This is a genomic window from Tsuneonella sp. HG222, from assembly GCF_053819185.1.
Genome location: NZ_JBSOQZ010000001.1, coordinates 500692 through 518319, shown reverse-complemented (window position 1 = coordinate 518319; position 17628 = coordinate 500692). Strand labels below are relative to the sequence as shown.

Below are 17628 nucleotides of genomic sequence, written 5' to 3'. Positions count from 1 at the left end.
CACCGGGGGCGGACCGTGAAAAGGCCATGAGCAGCCTGGTCCGCAACGTCGGCACGATCGGCGGGCTGACCGCGGTCAGCCGGGTCTTCGGCTTCATTCGCGACATGCTGCTCGCCCGCGTGCTCGGCGCCGGGCTTGCGGCCGACGCCTGGCAGCTCGCCTTCACCCTGCCCAACACCTTCCGCCGCCTGTTCGCCGAGGGCGCGTTCAGCGTTGCCTTCGTGCCGATGTACACCCGGCGCCTGCACCGCAGCGAGGAGGACGGCGGCGGTGAGGCAGCGGCCGACGCCTTCGCCGGCGACGTGCTGTCGGTCTTCGTCTGGATCCTGCTGGGCTTCTCGGCCGTCTGCATGATTGCCATGCCCGGCATCGTCTGGCTGCTGGCGCGCGAATACCAGGACGTGCCCGGCAAGTTCGAGCTGTCGGTCCTGCTCAGCCGCGTGACCTTCCCTTACCTCGCACTTGTCAGCCTGGTCGCCATGCTGTCGGGCCTGCTCAACGCGCGCAGCCGGTTCGGCCCGGGGGCATTCGCGCCGGTCTTCCTCAACCTGGTGATGATCGCCGGGATCGTAATCGGATGGTACCTGCGCGGCCGGCAGGGCGACGGTAACGACGACGCGATCGTCGCCTGGGCGCTGGCGATCTCGCTCGCGGTCTCGGGCGTGGTGCAGTTGCTCTATATGTGGTGGGAAGCGCGCCGCGCGGGCGTGCGACTCAAAGTGACCAGGCCCAAGTTCACGCCGGAAGTCCGGCGGCTGGGCATGCTGATTCTGCCGGCCACTTTCGGCGCCGGAATCTACCAAATCAGCCAGCTGGTCGACACGTTCTTCGCCACCAGCCTGCCGCAGGGCTCGCTGACCCTGCTCAAGATGGCCGATCGGCTGAACCAGATGCCGCTCGGCATCTTCGGCATCGCGCTGGGCACCGCGATCCTGCCGATGCTGGCGCGGCACATCCAGGCCGGCGATGCGAAGGAGGCCCAGCGGCTGCAGGGCAACGCGGTGGAGGTGGGCACGCTGCTCACCCTGCCGGCCGCCGCCGCGCTGGCGATCTGCGCCCCGGCCTTCGTCACCGCATTCTTCGTCGGCGGCAAGATGACCCCGGCGGACGGGGCGATCATGGCCAACATCGTGATCGCGCTGGTCTGCGGCCTGCCGGCCTACGTGCTGGTCAAGGTGTTCCAGCCGGCCTTCTTCAGCCGCGAGGACACCCGCACCCCGGTGCTGGTCGCCGCGTTCGCCCTGTCGGTGAACATCGCGCTCAATTTCTACGTCGTACCGCGCTACGGCATCGTCGGGCTGGCTGCGGCCACGGCGATCTGTTCCAGCCTCAACGTGATGACGCTCTACACCCTGCTGCAGCTGCGCGGCTGGTTCCGCATGACCGGCAAGCTGGCGGGACGGATCGCGCGGCAACTGGTGGCGACGGCGGTGATGGGCGCGCTCCTCTGGTGGCTCATGCCGATCCTCGCCCCGCATTTCGGGGGCAACGTGTTCGAGCGCGTCTGGTCGCTGGCGGTGCTGGTGCTGGGCGGCATGGCGGTGTTCTTCGTCACCGCCTACCTCGTCGGCGCGCTCGACAAGGATCTCCTCGCCCAGCTCAGGCGCAAGCGCCCGGCCCAGCCGGTCGACCTTGCCGAATAGCGCCCTTGTGGTATCGCGCCTGCGATGACTCGCCTGACCGCCCTGAACAGTTCAGCGCCGCTCCGCTTCGCGGTGCGCGGCCGGGCGGCCTGGCGATGGCTTGGGGCGATCTGAGCCCGATCCCCAACCGGCGGCACGGCCGTCGTCTTCCCAAGTCGTTTTCGAAAAGGACACCGCCATGCGCGTCGTCTCCGGCATCCAGCCCACCGGCAATCCCCACCTCGGCAACTACCTCGGCGCCATCCGCAACTACGTGAAGCTGCAGGACGACGTGTTCGCCCACGCTCAAGTAGCCGAAGGCGGTAGCGCAGACAAAAAGGCCGGCGGCGAGTGCCTGATCTTCATCGCCGATCTCCATGCCATCTCGATGCCGCACAATCCGGCCGAGCTTCGTGCCTCGACGCTCGAGCTCGTCGCCATGCTGGTCGCCGCCGGGCTCGATACCGAACGCACGATCCTGTTCAACCAGGCCCAGGTCCCCGCCCATGCCGAGCTGCAATGGCTGCTCAACGGTACCGCGCGGATGGGCTGGCTGAACCGGATGACCCAATTCAAGGACAAGTCGGGCAAGAACCGCGAGGGCGCCTCGATCGCGCTGTTCACTTACCCGGTGCTGCAAGCGGCCGACGTGCTGCTCTACCAGGCGACCCACGTGCCCGTGGGCGAGGATCAGAAGCAGCACCTCGAGCTGGCGCGCGACATCGCGCAGAAGTTCAACAACGACTTCGCCACCGAGGATGCCCCGGTCTTCACCCTGCCGGAACCGATCATCCCGCCCGAGGCCGCGCGGATCATGTCGTTGCGCGACGGCAGCGCCAAGATGAGCAAGTCCGATCCTTCGGAGATGAGCCGCATCGAGCTGCGCGACGATGCCGACACGATCATGAAGAAGGTGCGCAAGGCCAAGACCGATCCCGAGCCCCTGCCGTCCGAAGCGGCGGGCCTGGCCGGCCGGCCCGAGGCGCTCAACCTGGTGACGATCTACGCCGCCATGGCGCAGCGGCCGGTCGACACGGTGCTGGGCGAATTCGGCGGCCAGGGCTTCGGGACGTTCAAGCAGGCGCTGGGCGATCTGCTCGTCGAGCACCTGACGCCCATTTCCAAGCGCTTCATCGACATGCGCGGCGATCGCGAATCGCTCGATGCGATCCTTGCGCGCGGTGCCGCGCGGGCGCGGGCGCTGGGCGGGCCGACGCTCGACGCCGCCTACGAGGCGCTTGGACTGGTGCGCAACAGGAGCTGAAAAGCGCCTGAAATCATGCACATTTGTGAATCGCGATATTCAATCGCGGTTCACCCTGTCATGCGTACAACACGGACTATCGCCGACAGCGTGCCCGATCGACGGAGCCCCGCTGCAGCAAATTCGGAGCAACAGGACCATGACGTTCTTTCCCTTTACCGCGCGCGGCCTGAAGATCGCCGCCGCATCATTGGCTCTCGCGGGCGTCTCGGCCTGTACGACGGGCTTCAATGCCAACGTTTCGCGCTTCCAGACGCAGCTTCCCGCGCCGAGCGGACAGACCTTCTTCGTCGTCGCCGAGGATCCGGCGCTGGCGGGCGGGCTCGAGTTCTCGCAGTACGCCGGCGAAGTCGCCCAGAACCTCAGCGAGCTGGGCTATGTCCAGGCCTCGTCGCCCGACACCGCCACCATGCTGGTGCGGTTCGACTACGGCGTCGACAACGGGCGCGAGCGCGTTCGTTCGACCGGCATCTCTCGCGGGTTCGGCTACGATCCGTTCTTCAGCCCGTGGTACAGCTACAGCCGCCCGGTGGCCTATCGCGACCGGCAGGGTAACACGCGCCTCGCCTACATCCCGACGCGCCCCTGGGGATACGGCTTCCACGATCCGTTCTTCGATCGTGGCGGCTACGAGAGCTACACGGTCTACACCAGCGGCATCGACATGAAGATCGACAACCAGGCGACCGGCCAGCGTCTGTTCGAAGGCAAGGCGCAGGCGCTGTCGACTTCGAACCGCCTGCAGTACGTGGTGCCGAACCTGGTCGAGGCGATGTTCACCGGCTTCCCCGGCAATTCCGGCGAAACGGTGCGCATTTCGGTCGCGCCCGAGAACATGCCGGCCCAGCGCAACGTGCGCCGCTGATATTGCAGTCCAATTGGTGAAAGGCGGGTCCCTTGCGGGGCCCGCCTTTTGCATTGGCGGGCGCGGCCGGTTGCCTTAGCGTGGCGGCCGATGACGAAGCCCATGAGATTCGCCCTAGCGGCACTGGCCGCCCTTGTGCTGACCCCCGCCGCACAGGCTCAGGTCCCACCTGACATCGCTGAGAAGACCCGCGCGATCGGCCAGACGATGAACCCGGCCGAAGGGTACTCGCCGTGGGAAGGGCGCTTCGACGCCTCGCTGTTCGAAAACCTGACGATTACCCGCGCCATCAAGTACGGTGAGGATCCTGCGCAGGCGCTCGACATCTACAAGCCCGACGGAAGCACCGGCGGCACGTCCGCAACTCGCCCGGTGCTGGTGTTCGTCCACGGCGGCGGGTTCGTCGGCGGGCGGCGGAGCGGGCACCCCTACCCCGACAATATTCCCTCCTGGGCGGTGCGCGAGGGGATGGTCGGGGTCAGTATCGATTACCGGTTGGCTCCCGGCGCACCTTTCCCGGCCGGAGCGAACGACCTGTCGCTGGCCCTGCAATGGGTCCGCGCCAACATTGCCAACTATGGCGGCGATCCGCAGCGGATCGTGCTGCTGGGCCACAGCGCCGGCGGCAACCACGTTGCCGATTACATCGCCCATGCGCAGGTCCACGGGCCGGAATTCGCGGCGATCAAGGGCGCAGCCGTGCTTTCGCCGAACTACGCCGACAGCATGGCCCAGGGCGCGGCGGCGCACGTTTACTACGGCAGCGACGCCGCCCTGCAGACGGCGCGGCCGGTGGTCGACCAGCTTGGAAAGGCCGGGGTCCCGCTGTTCATCGGTTATGCCGAGTTCGACCCCGACGAGATGCAGCGCTTTGCCCAGCAGGCGCGCGGGTGGCTGTGCGACTCCCCGCTCGGTTGCCCAGGCTTCGTGCGCCTGGCGGACCATAACCATTTCACCGAGGGCATGGCGCTCGGCACCGTCGATCGTTCGCTTGCCGGGCCGCTCGCCGAGTGGTTTCGCAAGATCGGCGCGCTCTAGCGGGGCCGGTTGCCGCTATCCCAGGCGCGGGTGCCCGCCGGTAGAACCGAACCCTCCGGCGCCGCGCTCGGTCTCGTCCAGTTCGGTCACTTCCTCCCAGCGCGCCTGCACAACCGGCGCCAGGACAAGCTGCGCCACCCGGTCGCCGCGATGGATCGAAAACGGCTCGGTCCCGAGATTGATCAGGATGACCTTCAGCTCGCCGCGATAGTCGGAATCGATCGTCCCGGGCGTGTTGGGCACGCTGATCCCGTGCTTGAGCGCGAGACCGGAGCGGGGGCGAACCTGGATTTCGTAGCCCGGGGGGATGGCCAGCGCGATCCCCGTCGCGACGGGATGCCGGGCGCCGGGCGCGAGCGTCACGTCCTCGGCCGCAAACACGTCCATGCCGGCCGCCCCGGGCGTGGCATAGGCCGGCAGGTCCAGTCCTTCGCCGTGGGCAAGGCGCCTGACGCGCACCGCGACCGGTGCGTCAGCGCCGGGCAAGTTCATCCGCCATCCGAGCGACCAGCTTCACCGCGACCTCTTCCTTCGTCATGCGGTCCCAGCTTTCTTCGTTTTCGGCGCTGACCAGCGTGACCTTGTTGTTCGCGCCGCCCATCACGTCGTCCGACACGTCGTTGGCGACGATCCAGTCGGCACCCTTGTTCTTGCGTTTCTTGCGGGCGTTGGCGAGCACGTCGTCGGTCTCGGCGGCAAAGCCGATCAGCAGCTTGGGCCGCTTCTTGTCGGCGCTTACGTTGATGAGGATGTCGGGGTTCTCGGTCAGGAGCAGCGCCGGCGGGGCCGATCCGCGCTTCTTGATCTTGTTCGGCTCGTAGTCCCTCGTGCGCCAGTCGGCCACGGCGGCGACCATCACAGCCACGTCGGCCGGCAAGGCCTTCTTGACGACCTTGGACATCTCCTCGGCGGTCTCCACGTCGATCCGGTCGACGCCGCGCGGGGTGGCAAGATGCACCGGCCCGCTCACCAGGGTCACCCGCGCACCGGCCGCGGCCGCCGCGGCGGCGATGGCGAAACCCTGTTTTCCGCTCGACCGGTTGGCGATGTAGCGCACCGGATCGATCGCCTCGTGCGTCGGTCCCGCCGTCACCAGCACGTGCTTGCCGTACAGCGGCCGGTGCTGGTCGCCGTCGTCGAAATCGGGCTGGAAGGCGAGCGGATCGTTCTCGAGCTCCTCGACCAGCGGCCCGGCCTCGTCGTTGGCGGCCACGGGCTCGGGGAAGGATTGGCGCTCGTCGACCTCGTGGTTGATCGCTCCCGCGTCGGTCGGCGGGGCAGCCTTGGCCTTGCCCTTGGTCGCCATCAGCGGATGCGCGAGGTCGGGCTCGGCCTCGATCGGTTCTTCGACGGGAAGCTCGGGCAGATCGAAGTCCTGCGCGAAGGCAACCTCTTCCTCCGCAATGCGGCGGGGGGTGGAGCGCGGTATGATCGAGGAGAGCAGCCCGCCGAGGCCGCCTCGCTTCACTTCCGGTTCCGGCTCCGGTTCGAGCGCTTCGATCAGGCCGGCGATGTCCTGCGCGCCGGCATCGCCCGGGTCGAGGCCGAGCGCATCGGCGATCTCCAGCCAGACGGCCTCGGGCTCGGGCAGCCGGCCGGGTCCGTATTCGCCGCAGGCCATTTCGCCTTCGTCGGGCTCCAGCACGGTCACGCCGGCTTCGCGCAGCATGAGCACGTTGCGCCGGGTCGCCTCGTGCTGCCACATCCGCACGTTCATGCCGGGCACCGCAAGCACCGGCTTGTCGGTCGCCAGGATCAGCGTGGTGCCGAGGTCGTCGGCGATGCCCGCGGCCATCTTGGCGAGCAGGTCGGCGGTGGCAGGGCACACGACGACGAGATCCGCCTGGCGCGAAAGCTGGATGTGGCCGATCTCGGTCTCGTCCTTGAGGTCCCACAAGGTCGAGTGCACCTGGTTGCCGCTCAAGGCGCCTAGCGCCATCGGGGTGACGAACTGCGCGCCCCCCTCGGTCAGCACGCAGGTCACCTCGCCCCCGCCCTTCTTGATCAGGCGCACGAGCTCGCAGCTCTTGTAGGCGGCGATTCCTCCGCCCACGACCAGCAATATCCGTGGCCCGGCCATGTCCTTGGCGGTCCCTCCTGCTTCACGCGTCAAGCGACGGCACCCTAACGACGCCCCCGCAGCGAGGCCAGCCTTGCCTCGCGATGGTTAAGTTTTGCCTAGCGACGGGCGATCGGGCAAGAACCGACTGTCCGAATTCCGGGGGAGGTACTTTGCCCATGCGTTTCATCCTGACCGCGCTCGCCATGATCGGGGGCATCGTCTTCGCCTTCATCGGGCTGGGTTTCTTCTTCACGCCGGAAACGTCGGGAATGGATTTCGGGCTGGCCCCCACCGGCACGATGGGCCTTGCGGTCCTGCGGGCCGACATGACGGCCTTCTTCCTCGTAAGCGCGGTGTGCCTGATCTGGGGCGCCTGGAAGCGGAACGGCGAATTGCTGCTGGTTCCCGCCGGCCTGTTCGGCATCGCGTTCTGTGGGCGCCTGCTGAGCGCGGTGGTCGACGGTATTTACGATCAGTTCTGGCTTCCGATGACCGTCGAACTCGCGGTGACGATCGTCTCGGTCATGGCGAGCCGGGTTCTGCCGCACCGCGCGGTTGGTCACGCCGTCCAAGAGTGACGGCGACAAGGTCGCCCAGCGCGCGCGGGGCCAGTGCCAGCCCGGCACCGAAGGCGGGGACCAGCAGCGCCAGCCAGTAGAAGTTGTCGATGCGGGCGAACAGCGCGCACATCACGGCGAACCCGGCGAACCAGAGGGTGGCGGTCAGCCCGAGCCGCCCACCGAGCCCGGCCCAGCCGAGCAGCGTGAGCACCACGAGCGGCGCGCCGATCCAGTCCGGCAGCGCATTGAACATCGTGACGAGAACGAGCCCATGCAGGGGCAAATCCGGCCCCTGGATTGCGCCCCACCCGCTCGAGACGATGTCCCCCGGAAGCCGGTGGGCAATGACGGCCTGGGCATGGAGCGCCATGCCGATCGCGAACAGGGCCACAGCCGCCAACACCGCATAGACCTCCGCCCAGCGGCGGTGGAGGGCCGCCAGTGCGCCCCACAGGAGGAGGTAGGGCAGCGCAAGTTCGCGAACGGCCAGGCCCATGCAGGCGAGCAGGAAGGACGGCCACCACAGCCGGGGGCGATAAGTCGCCAGCGACGCCGAGATGAAAAGCCCGGCCATGATCTCCTGGCTCAGGCCGACCTTCTCGATCAGCGCCACTGCTCCGACCGCTAGGGTCGTCGCCGTGGCGCCGAACTGTTCCGGGCGCCGGACCTTACCGGCAAGCGCCATATAAATGCCGATCGCGGTCACGGCCCACAGCATCGCGGCGAGGATTCGCAAGCCCGGCAGGCCGAGCACGACGGAACTCAGCGCCAGCGTCGGCGGCCGCACGGTGACGAACGGCGTGGTGGGAAATCTCGACGTGCGATGCTCGTCGAGCGCGGCAGCGTAATAGTTCTCGCCGGCGGCCAGCCTCCGGTCGATCGCGAGATAGAGGTCGAAATCGCGCCGCGCGCCCTTGTCCAGCTTCTGCCGGTTGGCAACCTCGGCCGCCCGGCCATAGCTTTCCTCGGCCTTTGCCGCCCATACGCAGGTCGCGAGTGTCGCCAGCAGCGCCAGCGCGGCCGCCCAGCGCGGCAACCGGCGCAAGGGCCTGCCGAGCGATTCCCACCAGCCGAACAGCGAACCGGCGCCGCTCATGTTCGCGCCGCCCGCATCAGCGATCGCAGCGCCATCGGAACGAACGCGTACCCGACGAACCAGACCGGAACGACCAGCAAGGCCCAGTAGAAGTTGTTGTCCCGCCCGGCGATCATGAACAGCAGGCCATAGCCGGCGCAAAGCAACCCCGCGAGCAGGCCGAGGGGGCTTTTCCACCCCGCCCAGCCGACCAGCGGCAGGATGGCGAGGGGCGCCGCGAGGGAGGCGGGCAGAAACTGCAGCGGGCTGGTTTCGGCGATGTTGCGGGTCAGCCCTTCAATGCCGCGCAGGGCGAGCCAGGACGGGGACGGCCTGTCGCCGGGTTCCAGGAGAGCGTTCACTTCCGACAAGTGCCAGGCGAGGAATGCAGCGAACAAGGCCGTCAGGACGGCCCAGGCAATCGCCTCGATCCAGTCGCGGCGCCAAAGCGCGAGGGCGCTCATCAGCAGGACCAAGGGCAAGGCAGGCTCACGTATGGAAAGGGCGGCCGCCGCGGCCAGCCAGGCCCAGTGCCACCGCCCGGGTCGATGCAGCGCCACGGCCAATGCAATCAGCAATCCAGCCCAGACTTCGTGCAGGCCGGCATACTCGGGATTGAGCGCCGCCGAGGCGCCCACCAGCAGCAAGGCCACGGCCACGACCCTGCGGCTCCCTCCCCCCGGTTCCCCTGGCATTCGGACGTACCAAGCCCCCGCCGTCAGCGCGCCGAGGAGAAGCAGCGGCGCCAGCATCGCGCCTCCGGTCAGCGCCGTCAGATAGGCCATCGTCGGCAGCCTGACCGCAAGGCCGGGCCTGACCGGGAAATTCGCCGCTCGCTGTTCGGAGACGGCGGCCCGGTGGTAATCCTCGCCAAACGCGACCCGGGCCGCGATGCGATCGTAGAGCGACAGGTCGGTATCGCGCTGGGCCGGAGCCGCCTGGGGAGCCGTCGAGGGCACTGCCATTTCGGTCACCGCGCCGGAGGGCAGCGCGGTCGAGATCGATAGCGTCAGCAGGAGGGCGATTGCGGCCAGCGCCGCGCGCGCGGCCCACCGCGGCCAGGCGGCGAACCGGTCCCACGGTGGCGCCCCCCCGTCGCTCACCTAGCCGAGCCAGCCTGCCAGACTCGCCGCCCAGACGATCGCTCCTCCGGTCAAGGCCGCCGCGATCAACCCGAGGGCCCGGCCCCCGGCGCCGGGGCGCCGTTCCCACACCAGTTCGACATGGGGCAATGGGGGAGGATCGGGCGCGCCGCCCCGCGCGGGGAAGCGGTCCTCGATCCGTCGGACCAGCTCCGGAATGCGCAGCAGCGTTTCGACATCGGTGCGCAGGCGGTCGGCAAGCGCCGCCTCCGGCCCCAGTTCGTCGCGAATCCAGCTGCGGACGAAGGGCGCCGAGACATCCCACATGTTGATTTCCGGATCGAGCTGGGTGGCGATCCCTTCGACCATGACCATCGTCTTCTGCAGCAGAAGCAGGTGCGGCTGCGTCTGCATGTCGAAATCGCGCGTGATCGCGAACAGCCCGTCGAGCATCTGCCCCACCGACAGTTCGCTGACCGGCTTGCCGCGCATCGGCTCGCCCACCGCGCGCAGGGCGGTCGCGAACTCGTCCACCGAGTGATAGGCCGGCACATACTGCGCCTCGAAATGAATCTCGGCGACACGGCGATAGTTGCCGGTCGTCAGGCCATAGAGGATCTCGGCCAGCCACTGCCGTGCACGGCGATCGATCCGCCCCATGATGCCGAAGTCGATGGCGACGATCGTCCCGTCGGGGCGCACGAACAGGTTGCCCTGGTGCATGTCGGCGTGAAAGAATCCCGCACTGATCGCCTGGGTCAGGAAGGCCAGCACCAGCCTTCTGGCCAGCAAGGGCATGTCGTGCCCGGCCGCGCGCAGACCGTCGATATCGGATATCTTGATGCCGTCGATCCACTCGATCGTCATCACCCGGCCATTCGTCCGGTCCCAGTCGACCGAGGGGATGCAATATCCCTCGAACCCGCGCATGGCCTCGGCCAGTTCGGACGCGCTGGCCGCTTCGCGCCGCAGGTCGAGCTCGCTATTGGTCCAGCGCTTGAAGTTGGCGATGGTGAGCGCCGGGCGCAGCCGCCGTGCCTCGCCGCCCAGCTCTTCCAGATGCGCCGCAGCCCATTCGTAGGTTGCGATATCCTGCGCCAGCCGCTCGCGAATGCCCGGTCGCAGCACCTTGATCGCGACGTCGGTCCCGTCGGTGGTGATCGCCCGGTGGACCTGCGCGATCGAGGCGGAGCCGACCGCCTCGGGTTCGATATGGCGGAAAAGGCTGGAGACGGGCGCTTCGAAACTGCGCTCGATCTCCCGCTCGAAAGCCGCGAAAGGGACCGGCGGCAGGCTGTCCTGCAGGCTCAGCAGGTTGCGGACCGCCTCCTCGCCCACGAGATCGGGGCGGGTGGCGAGCGATTGGCCCAGTTTGATAGCCGCCGGACCGATGTCCTGAAATGCGGCGGCGTAATCTGGCGTCTTCGGCTGAATGGCACCGAAGCGGGCCACTCGGGCGAGGCGCTGGACCTGGGGCGGAGTGTTCGGATCGTTCTCGATCCCCCGCAGCGCCCCATGCCGTGCAAGGGTGCGGCCCCACTTGAGGAGGCGCCAGATATGGGTCGAAGGGCGGCTCACCCTAGGTCTTCCACCCCGAATGAATGGCCACCAGCCCGCCCATGATCGGCTCGACCCTGGTGCGGGCGAACCCGGCCGAACGGATCATCGCTTCGAATTCGGGCATCGGCGGGAAGCGCCGGATGGATTCGATGAGGTAGCGATAACTTTCCGCGTCGCCGGCAATGGCCTTGCCGATCTGCGGCACCAGCCGATGCGAATAGAAGTCGTAGGCTTCCTTGAAGCCGGGCCACTCGGTGGTCGAGAACTCGAGGCAGTAGAAGCGCCCGCCGAACTTGAGAACACGGTGCGCCTCGGCCAGCGCAGCGGGAATGTCGGTGACGTTCCGGATGCCGAAGGCGATCGTATAGGCATCGAAGGTCCGCTCGGGATAAGTCAGGCGCTCGGCGTTCTGGCGGCTCCAGACGAGGCTCGTCAGGCCCTTGTCCATCGCCCGCTCCAGCCCGACATCGAGCATGGCCTGGTTGATATCGGCCACGGTGACGTCCGCGCCCTTGGCCGCGAGCCTGAAGGCGATGTCACCGGTGCCACCGGCCATGTCGAGAATGGCCTCGCCCGGCTGCGGTTTGACCCGCCGCACGAACTGGTCCTTCCACAACCGGTGCATACCGCCCGACATCGCATCGTTCATGATGTCGTACTTGCGCGCCACGCCCGAGAACACTTCGCCTACGCGGCGGGTTTTTTCTTCGGGGTCGACCTCTTCGTAGCCGAAGCTGACGGTATGGCTCTGTGGATCGCTCATGTGCCGTCCTCTAGCGGCGTGCCCGCGCCAAGGCCAGCGTTCGCGGCGGCGCGCGCCTGCCGGCGCATGGCGACGATCGAAAGCACGATACCCAGCATGATCGTGGCCATGCCGGCGAAGTGATAGGCATGGAGCGGCTCGTCCAGCAGCGCGGCAGAGAGGAACGCCCCGATCACCGGCATCAGCGTGATCGATACCCCGGCCCGCGCGGGACCGACGATCCCCGCCGCGGAATTGAAGATGAAGTACGAGATGATCGACGGAAACACGCAGACATAGGCAAAGGCGCCGAAGGCTAGCTTGGTTGGCCGGATCCGCTCGCCGGCCAGCCATTCGCTTGCCGCGAACGGGGCGAGGACGATCGCGCCGATCAGGAAGGTCGCAAACACGAAGGTTACCGGACGGACCGCCGGGCGCAGGCGCAGGAACACGGTGTAAAGGGCCCAGACCAGCACCGCGAGAAGGATCAGCAGGTCGCCGAAGCCGAACCGCAGGCTCAGCGCGTGCGTAGGATCGCCTTCGAAGACCACCACCGCGACGCCGATGATCGCGCACAGCACGCCGGCGATCTGCACCAGGGGAGACCGCACGCCGAACGCCATCCGCTCGAACAGCACGACGGCGGCGGGAATGCCGGCCTGCAGCAGGAGCCCGTTGGTTGCCGTCGTGTAACGCAGCCCGGTGTAGATCAATGAGTTGAACAGGCCCACGCCGAGCAAGCCGAGAAGCAGCGTCTCCTTCCAGCCCTTCCGCAGCGCGGGCCAGTCCGCCCGCAGCGGGCGCCAGGCGAAAGGCAGGAGAATCAGGGTCGCGCCGGCCCAGCGGACGAAGGCCAGCGTCAGCGGCGGCACGTCGAAGCGCACGGCGCGGCCGACGATCGTGTTGCCGGACCAGAGTATCATCACGAAGCCGAGCAGGGCGAAGGCGACGAGCTGGCGGCGGTCGGCGGACATCGCACGGCCCCTAGCGAGCGCCATTCTACTTGGCGATGACAGATTGCCCCGGCCCGGCTATCGCCCGCCGATGCCCGAGCTGCCGGAAGTCGAAACCACCGTTCGCGGCCTCGCACGGTACCTGGACGGGGCTAGGCTCGACAAGGTCGCCTTAAACCGGCCGGACATGCGGTTCCCCTTCCCCGAGGGTCTGGTCCAGGCGCTGAGCGGTGCGCGCGTAACCGGGCTGGGGCGCCGGGCCAAGTACGGGCTGATTCACACCGACCGCGATTCCACGATGATCTTCCACCTGGGGATGAGCGGCCGCTGGCGGATCGATCCCGAGGCCATCGGCAAGCACGACCATCTGGTGCTGACCACGGCCGACCATCGCTTCGCCCTGTGCGATCCGCGGCGCTTCGGTTTCGTCGATCTGGTGCGAACCGATCACCTCGATGACTGGCCGGCGTTCGCCGCCATGGGTCCCGAACCGCTCGGCCCCGGGTTGACGGCCGCTCATCTCAAGACCGCGCTTTCCGGACGCAAGCAGGCCATCAAGCTCATGCTGCTCGACCAGCGCATCGTCGCCGGCCTGGGCAACATCTACGTGTGCGAGGCCCTGTGGCGCGCCCGGATCGATCCCCGCAAGGCTGCGGGCAAGATCGGCCGCCCGCGCCTCGCGGCACTCGTGGAGGCAATCCGCGCGGTTCTGGAAGAGGCGATCGAGGCGGGCGGCTCAACTCTGCGCGACTATGCCCGCCCCGATGGGCAGCTCGGCTATTTCTCCAAGCGCTTCGACGTTTACGACCGCGAAGGCGGAGATTGCCACCACGCCGACGGCGGCACCATCAAGCGCATCGTCCAAGGAGGTCGAAGCACGTGGTTCTGTCCTCGCTGCCAGCGGTGACGCCACGGCTTGCGCTGCGACCCGAACGAGATACAAACCTCACTGAATATTGAGCATCGGCGCAAGCCGATCGTCCAAGGCACCTAAGTGACGACGGGCCCGGCGCGGCCCGCGGGCAGCCGGGTGGGGAGTTGAAGGACATGGGGCCCGTCGAAGCAGAAAGCGACGATGAAGAAGACGTGCGCATCCGCAGCCGCCGGCGGCGGCTGGAGCGTGACACCAAGCTGCGGCAGGAGAGGCGGCGGACCACCATCCTGCACAACTTGCGCTGGATCGGTACCGCACTGGTTGTCGGCCTTCCAGTCATGATCGGCCTGCTCTATCTGCTTTACACCCTGTAAGGGTCGATCCGCTCGAATAAGTTGACGATTCGGACACGTGCCGCTAAGGGCGCCGCTTTCCGGCGGGCAACTGCCGTTCTGAACAACCCATAGCATACGAATCAGGCCGCTCACCGGCGGCCCGCAGTAAGGACAGACATGGCCAATACGCCGCAAGCCAAGAAGCGCATCCGCCGCAATGAACGCCGGGCCGAAGTGAACGGCGCCCGCGTCAGCCGCATCCGTTCGTTCGTCAAGAAGGTCGAGCTCGCGATTGCCGGCGGCGACAAGGACGCTGCCGTCGCGGCGCTCGCCGGTGCGCAGCCGGAACTGGCCCGCGGCGTTTCCCGCGGCGTGCTTCACAAGAACACGGCCGCCCGCAAGATGAGCCGCCTGACCAAGCGCGTTTCCGGCATGTGATTCGCGCCTCCGGGGCTGTCCGGAGGGAACGGAAATCGAACACCGAACAGGCGAGGCCGGCGTTTACCACGCCGGCCTTTTTTGCATCGGCAAGTGGCGCCGTCGTCGCTGTCATGGAAATGCAGCAATTCCCGCGATTCGCGCGTCTCGCACGGTGAAAATCGAGTAAATACAGGCAGCTCGACGGAAGTCTGCGGGCTTGCGGTGAGTCAAGCCTCAAAAAGATTCTATATTTCGCTCTGGCCTCTTGCGACTTCGTCCGAGTCCTTTTTAAGACTGCGCCACGGGCCACTGCTGTTTGCAGCTTTCGGACCTTACATCGAGAAGATGATCACGACGCGCCGCCCCGCATGGGGTTTTTGGCGAAGGCGGGATTTTGCCGGGGCGTCGTCGAATCGTCCAAAGGGGGTTCCAGTGATGAAAAGGACGGGACGGAAAAGATGATCCGCGGGGGATTCGGAACCAAGCAAACTGGAACGGTCGGGGGCGACAAGGTGTTGGAAATGGAAGATCAGGACGCAGCGGACCTGGCAGCCGACTGGTCGGACATCAGCCAGGGCCTGCGCAAGGATCTGGGCCATCAGCTTCACAGCCAGTGGATCAAACCCATACAGGTCGGCAGCTTCTGCAAGGACACCGGCACGCTGAACCTGTTCCTGCCGACCGAGTTTTCGGCCAGCTGGGTGCAGGACCGCTTCCATGACCGGTTGTCGCTGGCGTGGAAGATCGCCCGCGGCGAAGTGCGCCACGTCAAGATCTCGGTCCACCCCGGGCGCCGCAAGCTGGCCGACATCGACCTGCGCGGGCAGGACGGCTTCGGCCATCGCGCCGCGAACGACGCCGTGCCCGGCATGGCGATGGCCTCGATCGGCGAACATGGCTTCACCAGCTCGGTCGGGCTCGACCCGTCGCTGACGTTCGCGGCGTTCGTCACCGGCACCACCAACGTGCTCGCGTTCAATGCGGCCGAGCGGATGAGCAAGGTCGAGCAGCCGCAGTTCAGCCCGCTGTATCTCAAGGCCGCGACCGGCCAGGGCAAGACGCACCTGCTGCACGCGATCGGCCACAGCTATCTGCAGGCGCATCCGCGTGCGCGCATCTTCTACTGCAGCGCCGAACGCTTCATGATCGAGTTCGTGCAGGCCCTGCGCCAGAACGAGATGATGGAGTTCAAGGCCCGCCTGCGCGCCTTCGACCTGCTGCTGGTCGACGACATCCAGTTCATCATCGGCAAGGCTGCCGCGCAGGAGGAACTGCTCTACACGATCGACGCGCTGCTGTCCGAGGGCAAGCGACTGGTGTTCGCCGCCGACCGCGCGCCCCAGGCGCTCGACGGGGTCGAACCGCGCCTGCTCAGCCGCCTCAGCATGGGTCTGGTGGCCGATATCCAGCCAGCCGACATCGAGCTGCGCCGCTCGATCCTCGATTCCAAGCTGACCAGGTTCGCGCCGCTGGCGGTTCCGGCCGATGTCATCGAGTTCCTGGCCCGCACGATCAACCGCAACGTGCGCGAGCTCGTCGGTGGCCTCAACAAGCTGATCGCCTATGCCCAGCTGACCGGGCAGGACGTTTCGCTCCAGCTGGCCGAAGAGCAGCTGACCGACATCCTCTCGGCCAACCGCAAGCGCATCACGATCGACGAGATCCAGCGCACCGTCTGCCAGTTCTACCGCGTCGACCGCTCGGAGATGTCGAGCAAGCGCCGCGCCCGCGCCGTGGTCCGTCCGCGGCAGGTCGCGATGTACCTGGCAAAGGTGCTGACGCCGCGCAGCTATCCCGAGATCGGCCGCAAGTTCGGCGGCCGGGACCACTCGACGGTGATCCACGCGGTCCGCCTGATCGAGGACCTGAGGAAGCGCGACGCCGACATGGACGGCGACGTGCGGAGCCTGCTGCGCCAGCTCGAAAGCTGAGCCCCCCTGTCCGCATGATCTGCACAGGATCTGCCGGAATTGGCCGGCGGGTTCTGCGCAGGCTTTTGCACAGGGCGGCGACGCACTAGGGAGCGGCATGGCCCTGTCCCCCGACCGTCTCGACCGTTTCGCCCGGCACATCGTCTTGCCCGAAATCGGCGGCGCGGGTCAGGCGAAGCTGGCCAAGGCGCACGTCGTGCTGATCGGCGTGGGCGGCATCGGCAGCCCGGCGCTGCAATACCTTGCGGGTGCGGGCGTGGGCCGCCTGACGCTGGTGGACGACGACCGCGTCGATGCCAGCAATCTCCAGCGCCAGACGATCTTCACCGAGGATGCGATCGGCAAGTTCAAGGCTGCCCGTGCAAAGGCTTGGGTCGAGGATTTCGATCCGGGGCTAGAGGTCGAGGCCGTGCTCGAGCGGGTCGATGCGGCCAGTGCCCCCGGGCGGATTGCCGGTGCCGACCTGGTCCTCGACGGCTGCGACAACTTCGCCACCCGCCTGGCCGTGTCCGATGCCTGCGTCGCCTTGGGCATCTCGCTGGTGAGCGCTGCGGTGGGGCGGTTCCAGGGCCAGGTAGGCGCCTTCGCCGGGCATCTGCCCGACGAGGCCTGTTACCGCTGCTTCGTCGGCGATGCTTTCGACGCAGAGGACTGCGACACCTGCGCGGAAGACGGGATGCTGGGCGCAATGGCGGGTTGGACAGGGACCTTCGCGGCGCTTCAGGCGATCAGGGTGATCGTCGAACCGCAGATGGGGGAACCGCAATGGAGCAGGCTCCATGTCCTCGACGGCCTGAGCCCGGGAATGCGCACTATGCGCATTGCCAAGGACCAGGCATGCAAGGGCTGTGGCAATGAGGCCCGTCAGTAACCGAGCCGGACAGAAACCGAGGTAAGGCATGGCCCGCAAGCATTCCAAGCATGGCTACCGGGACGAGGCGCCGGACGAGGCCGCCGAACAGCCACCCGCCGGCCCCTGCTGGCTGTGCGGCCGCGAACTGGGCAAGACCACGGTATGGCATCACCCGGTCCCCAAGAGCCGGGGCGGACGCGACGTGGTGCCCATGCATCCGATTTGTCAGCAGACGCTGATCGTCAACTTCACCAATTCGGAGCTCGAGCGCCACGGCATGGACGTGCAGGCTTTGCTCGATAATCCAGCGGTGCGAAAATTCGTCGACTGGGTGGCGAAGAAGGACCCCGACTTCACCGCAACGATTGCCAAGAAGCGCCGATAGGCGGGGC

The 17628-nt window shown here is 67.3% G+C and carries 18 protein-coding genes; 11 read left to right on the top strand and 7 right to left on the bottom strand.

The window, feature by feature from the left end; genetic code table 11:
- The first annotated feature begins 26 nt into the window (after nucleotides 1–26).
- The 4 genes from murJ to ACWPMZ_RS02530 all read left to right on the top strand — a co-directional run bounded on the left by murJ (nucleotide 27) and on the right by ACWPMZ_RS02530 (nucleotide 4789).
- Complete coding sequence (gene murJ / locus ACWPMZ_RS02545) at nucleotides 27–1643, top strand: murein biosynthesis integral membrane protein MurJ (RefSeq protein ID WP_455702443.1); 1617 nt, start codon at nucleotides 27–29, stop codon at nucleotides 1641–1643.
- A gap of 178 nt (nucleotides 1644–1821) precedes the next feature.
- Nucleotides 1822–2886, top strand: coding sequence for a tryptophan--tRNA ligase (trpS, locus tag ACWPMZ_RS02540; protein ID WP_455702442.1), 1065 nt, complete (start codon nucleotides 1822–1824; stop codon nucleotides 2884–2886).
- Between the two features lie 139 nt (nucleotides 2887–3025).
- A complete protein-coding gene (locus tag ACWPMZ_RS02535; protein ID WP_455702441.1) occupies nucleotides 3026–3751 on the top strand; it encodes a DUF4136 domain-containing protein in 726 nt (241 codons plus the stop codon).
- Between the two features lie 102 nt (nucleotides 3752–3853).
- Nucleotides 3854–4789 (top strand): alpha/beta hydrolase, encoded by a 936-nt coding sequence (locus ACWPMZ_RS02530; RefSeq protein WP_455702440.1) that lies wholly within the window; start codon nucleotides 3854–3856, stop codon nucleotides 4787–4789.
- Nucleotides 4790–4804: 15 nt separating this feature from the next.
- On the opposite strand, the gene dut is transcribed toward ACWPMZ_RS02530, so the two are convergent.
- On the bottom strand, nucleotides 4805–5275 hold the full coding sequence (dut, locus tag ACWPMZ_RS02525) for a dUTP diphosphatase (RefSeq protein ID WP_455702439.1): 471 nt from the start codon (nucleotides 5273–5275) through the stop codon (nucleotides 4805–4807).
- Nucleotides 5262–6869, bottom strand: coding sequence for a bifunctional phosphopantothenoylcysteine decarboxylase/phosphopantothenate synthase (locus ACWPMZ_RS02520; protein ID WP_455704153.1), 1608 nt, complete (start codon nucleotides 6867–6869; stop codon nucleotides 5262–5264). The genes dut and ACWPMZ_RS02520 overlap by 14 nt, the downstream gene beginning before the upstream one ends.
- A gap of 158 nt (nucleotides 6870–7027) precedes the next feature.
- Here ACWPMZ_RS02520 and ACWPMZ_RS02515 point away from each other — a divergent pair, with 158 nt between their 5' ends.
- Complete coding sequence (locus ACWPMZ_RS02515; RefSeq protein ID WP_455702438.1) at nucleotides 7028–7429, top strand: hypothetical protein; 402 nt, start codon at nucleotides 7028–7030, stop codon at nucleotides 7427–7429.
- Here the strand turns inward: ACWPMZ_RS02515 and ACWPMZ_RS02510 are convergent.
- From ACWPMZ_RS02510 to ACWPMZ_RS02490, 5 genes are read right to left on the bottom strand one after another with little or no spacing between them, the layout of a single operon-like run.
- The gene (locus ACWPMZ_RS02510) at nucleotides 7374–8507 is read right to left on the bottom strand and encodes a hypothetical protein (RefSeq protein ID WP_455702437.1); all 1134 of its coding nucleotides are present in this window, start codon (nucleotides 8505–8507) and stop codon (nucleotides 7374–7376) included. The genes ACWPMZ_RS02515 and ACWPMZ_RS02510 overlap by 56 nt on opposite strands.
- A complete protein-coding gene (locus ACWPMZ_RS02505; RefSeq protein ID WP_455702436.1) occupies nucleotides 8504–9589 on the bottom strand; it encodes a hypothetical protein in 1086 nt (361 codons plus the stop codon). The genes ACWPMZ_RS02510 and ACWPMZ_RS02505 overlap by 4 nt, the downstream gene beginning before the upstream one ends.
- The gene (gene ubiB, locus ACWPMZ_RS02500) at nucleotides 9590–11146 is read right to left on the bottom strand and encodes a 2-polyprenylphenol 6-hydroxylase (RefSeq protein ID WP_455702435.1); all 1557 of its coding nucleotides are present in this window, start codon (nucleotides 11144–11146) and stop codon (nucleotides 9590–9592) included.
- A 1-nt stretch (nucleotide 11147) separates the two neighbouring features.
- Nucleotides 11148–11891, bottom strand: coding sequence for a class I SAM-dependent methyltransferase (locus ACWPMZ_RS02495; RefSeq protein ID WP_455702434.1), 744 nt, complete (start codon nucleotides 11889–11891; stop codon nucleotides 11148–11150).
- Nucleotides 11888–12844, bottom strand: a complete 957-nt coding sequence (locus ACWPMZ_RS02490) for a DMT family transporter (RefSeq protein WP_455702433.1) — start codon at nucleotides 12842–12844, stop codon at nucleotides 11888–11890. Before ACWPMZ_RS02490 ends, ACWPMZ_RS02495 begins: the two co-directional genes overlap by 4 nt.
- Before the next feature lie 70 nt (nucleotides 12845–12914).
- Between ACWPMZ_RS02490 and mutM the strand changes: the two genes are divergently transcribed.
- From mutM to ACWPMZ_RS02460, 6 genes are all read left to right on the top strand, one after another.
- Complete coding sequence (gene mutM / locus ACWPMZ_RS02485; protein ID WP_455702432.1) at nucleotides 12915–13730, top strand: bifunctional DNA-formamidopyrimidine glycosylase/DNA-(apurinic or apyrimidinic site) lyase; 816 nt, start codon at nucleotides 12915–12917, stop codon at nucleotides 13728–13730.
- A gap of 140 nt (nucleotides 13731–13870) precedes the next feature.
- Nucleotides 13871–14071: a hypothetical protein gene (locus ACWPMZ_RS02480; protein WP_455702431.1), complete on the top strand. Its 201-nt coding sequence runs from the start codon at nucleotides 13871–13873 to the stop codon at nucleotides 14069–14071.
- A gap of 138 nt (nucleotides 14072–14209) precedes the next feature.
- Nucleotides 14210–14470: a 30S ribosomal protein S20 gene (gene rpsT / locus ACWPMZ_RS02475; RefSeq protein WP_455702430.1), complete on the top strand. Its 261-nt coding sequence runs from the start codon at nucleotides 14210–14212 to the stop codon at nucleotides 14468–14470.
- 503 nt (nucleotides 14471–14973) lie between these two features.
- Nucleotides 14974–16383, top strand: coding sequence for a chromosomal replication initiator protein DnaA (gene dnaA / locus ACWPMZ_RS02470; RefSeq protein ID WP_455702429.1), 1410 nt, complete (start codon nucleotides 14974–14976; stop codon nucleotides 16381–16383).
- A gap of 97 nt (nucleotides 16384–16480) precedes the next feature.
- Nucleotides 16481–17254, top strand: a complete 774-nt coding sequence (locus ACWPMZ_RS02465) for a HesA/MoeB/ThiF family protein (protein WP_455702428.1) — start codon at nucleotides 16481–16483, stop codon at nucleotides 17252–17254.
- Nucleotides 17255–17282: 28 nt separating this feature from the next.
- Nucleotides 17283–17621: a hypothetical protein gene (locus ACWPMZ_RS02460; RefSeq protein ID WP_455702427.1), complete on the top strand. Its 339-nt coding sequence runs from the start codon at nucleotides 17283–17285 to the stop codon at nucleotides 17619–17621.
- The last annotated feature ends 7 nt before the right edge of the window (nucleotides 17622–17628 follow it).

Coding starts and splice junctions, on each gene's coding strand:
- murJ (WP_455702443.1), top strand. CDS start 27: ATGAGCAGCCTGGTCCGCAACGTCGGCACGATCGGCGGGCTGACCGCG.
- trpS (WP_455702442.1), top strand. CDS start 1,822: ATGCGCGTCGTCTCCGGCATCCAGCCCACCGGCAATCCCCACCTCGGC.
- ACWPMZ_RS02535 (WP_455702441.1), top strand. CDS start 3,026: ATGACGTTCTTTCCCTTTACCGCGCGCGGCCTGAAGATCGCCGCCGCA.
- ACWPMZ_RS02530 (WP_455702440.1), top strand. CDS start 3,854: ATGAGATTCGCCCTAGCGGCACTGGCCGCCCTTGTGCTGACCCCCGCC.
- ACWPMZ_RS02520 (WP_455704153.1), bottom strand. CDS start 6,869: ATGGCCGGGCCACGGATATTGCTGGTCGTGGGCGGAGGAATCGCCGCC.
- ACWPMZ_RS02515 (WP_455702438.1), top strand. CDS start 7,028: ATGCGTTTCATCCTGACCGCGCTCGCCATGATCGGGGGCATCGTCTTC.
- ACWPMZ_RS02510 (WP_455702437.1), bottom strand. CDS start 8,507: ATGAGCGGCGCCGGTTCGCTGTTCGGCTGGTGGGAATCGCTCGGCAGG.
- ACWPMZ_RS02495 (WP_455702434.1), bottom strand. CDS start 11,891: ATGAGCGATCCACAGAGCCATACCGTCAGCTTCGGCTACGAAGAGGTC.
- ACWPMZ_RS02490 (WP_455702433.1), bottom strand. CDS start 12,844: ATGTCCGCCGACCGCCGCCAGCTCGTCGCCTTCGCCCTGCTCGGCTTC.
- mutM (WP_455702432.1), top strand. CDS start 12,915: ATGCCCGAGCTGCCGGAAGTCGAAACCACCGTTCGCGGCCTCGCACGG.
- ACWPMZ_RS02480 (WP_455702431.1), top strand. CDS start 13,871: ATGGGGCCCGTCGAAGCAGAAAGCGACGATGAAGAAGACGTGCGCATC.
- rpsT (WP_455702430.1), top strand. CDS start 14,210: ATGGCCAATACGCCGCAAGCCAAGAAGCGCATCCGCCGCAATGAACGC.
- dnaA (WP_455702429.1), top strand. CDS start 14,974: ATGGAAGATCAGGACGCAGCGGACCTGGCAGCCGACTGGTCGGACATC.
- ACWPMZ_RS02465 (WP_455702428.1), top strand. CDS start 16,481: ATGGCCCTGTCCCCCGACCGTCTCGACCGTTTCGCCCGGCACATCGTC.
- ACWPMZ_RS02460 (WP_455702427.1), top strand. CDS start 17,283: ATGGCCCGCAAGCATTCCAAGCATGGCTACCGGGACGAGGCGCCGGAC.